This is a genomic window from Peribacillus sp. P4_C12, from assembly GCF_056402095.1.
Genome location: NZ_JBFUIB010000676.1, coordinates 1 through 1,696, shown reverse-complemented (window position 1 = coordinate 1,696; position 1,696 = coordinate 1). Strand labels below are relative to the sequence as shown.

The following is a 1,696-nucleotide window of genomic DNA, read 5'->3' as shown; positions in this document are numbered from 1 at the left end:
CCTTACTATACTATAAACACTTTGCTAATACATATACTCTTCTATATGCGAAACGCGGCCATGAAAATATCCTGCTTACGCCTCCTACTGAGAAACAACACACAGTTAATGATGGTGTTTTTGTTTCAGATTCAATGGTATATTTACTGACTGATTATGATTCAGATTTTACCTATTTGGCTTCATACAACCTTGAAACAGACCAATTCAGTAAAGTTAAAGAATTGGAAAATGAGAGTTTTGATGGCTTAAAATATAGTAAAGAGCATCAATTATTATATGTAACTAGTCAAAAGGGTGTAGAGGATCATTTATATGAATACAATCTCCAAAGTACTGATTGGAAGAAGCTTTCGTCCCCTTGCAGTGTCATTGAAAAGCTTGAAGTCGCTAAATCAGGCACTCTGTACTTATTAGGAAGGAGTGCAACTAAGCCTCATAATATTTATAAACGATTGGGAAATGAGTGGATATCATTAACTCAGTATTCTGTTCCTGGAGTAGATTCAAATGACTTAGTTGAACCGGATGTCATAACATACCCATCTTTTGATGGTCTGGAGATTGAAGCATTATTTTTTAGGGCAAAAAAGGAAAATGATAATGGTGAAGTTATTTTCTGGCCTCACGGAGGTCCACAAGCGGCAGAACGGAAATTTTTTAGAGCTTCATTTCAGTTCTTTTTAAATCATGGGTACAGTATTTTCGCTCCAAACTTTCGTGGTTCTTCTGGTTATGGTTTGGAATTTATGAAAATGGTAGAAGGAGACTGGGGATATAGGCCACGCTTAGATAATGTCGCTGGTCTAGATTGGTTGGTAAAAAATGGATATACGCAAAAAGGAAATATACTATTAATGGGTGGAAGCTATGGTGGTTATATGGCTCTTCTTCTTCACGGTCGCCATGCTGATTACTTTAAAGCGGTTGTTGATATTTTCGGTCCATCAAATCTATTCTCTTTTATCAATTCGGTTCCTGAAGATTGGAAGCCAGTTATGGATCAATGGGTAGGAAATCCGGAAAAAGATAAAGAAAAGCTCACTGAATATTCTCCAATCACTTATTTAGACTCTATGACAAAGCCAATGCTTGTTATTCAAGGCGCAAACGATCCTCGTGTGGTCAAAGAAGAATCAGACCAAATTGTGCAAGCATTAAAGGATAAAGGAAGAGATGTTGAATATATGTTGTTAGAAGATGAAGGACATGGCTTTTCCAAGAAAGAAAATGAAATTGCCGTCTATCAAAAGATACTTTCATTCTTTAATCAATTCGTTCGTTCAAAAGAGAAAGCATAAACTAAGATTCCTGTTTGGGACTCCTCCGAAGCTACAAAGTTTATGAAACTATTAGAAATTACCAAATAATAATTGTATAACCTAAATAGGATTTTGAAGGTAATAATTCTTCAACAGGACAAAAACACTAATTTAGCTGACACAAATTTTATTTAAGCTATTTCTTTGTAAATAAAGCGGATTCCTTAGATGTAATAAGAAAATTAAGGAATTTAAAGTGAAAAAGAGGTTGTTTCAAAATCCGGACAGCCTCTTTAAATTTTTTTATTAATTAATTTAAAGATGAAAATATGAAGCCGATTTAACGATAATTTCATTCCCTTGGAGATTGTATACTTTGCACAGTTTGTTAGTTACGAATTCAAGTGGAATGTATAATTGATAGAGATGAATGG

Annotated in this window: 1 protein-coding gene; it reads left to right on the top strand. The window is 34.3% G+C overall.

From position 1 onward, the window contains the following. Window positions 1-1,301 (top strand): alpha/beta hydrolase family protein (locus AC1DUW_RS27875; protein ID WP_477644061.1); only part of this gene is annotated, 1,301 nt, incomplete at its 5' end. Window positions 1,302-1,696 lie beyond the last annotated feature (395 nt).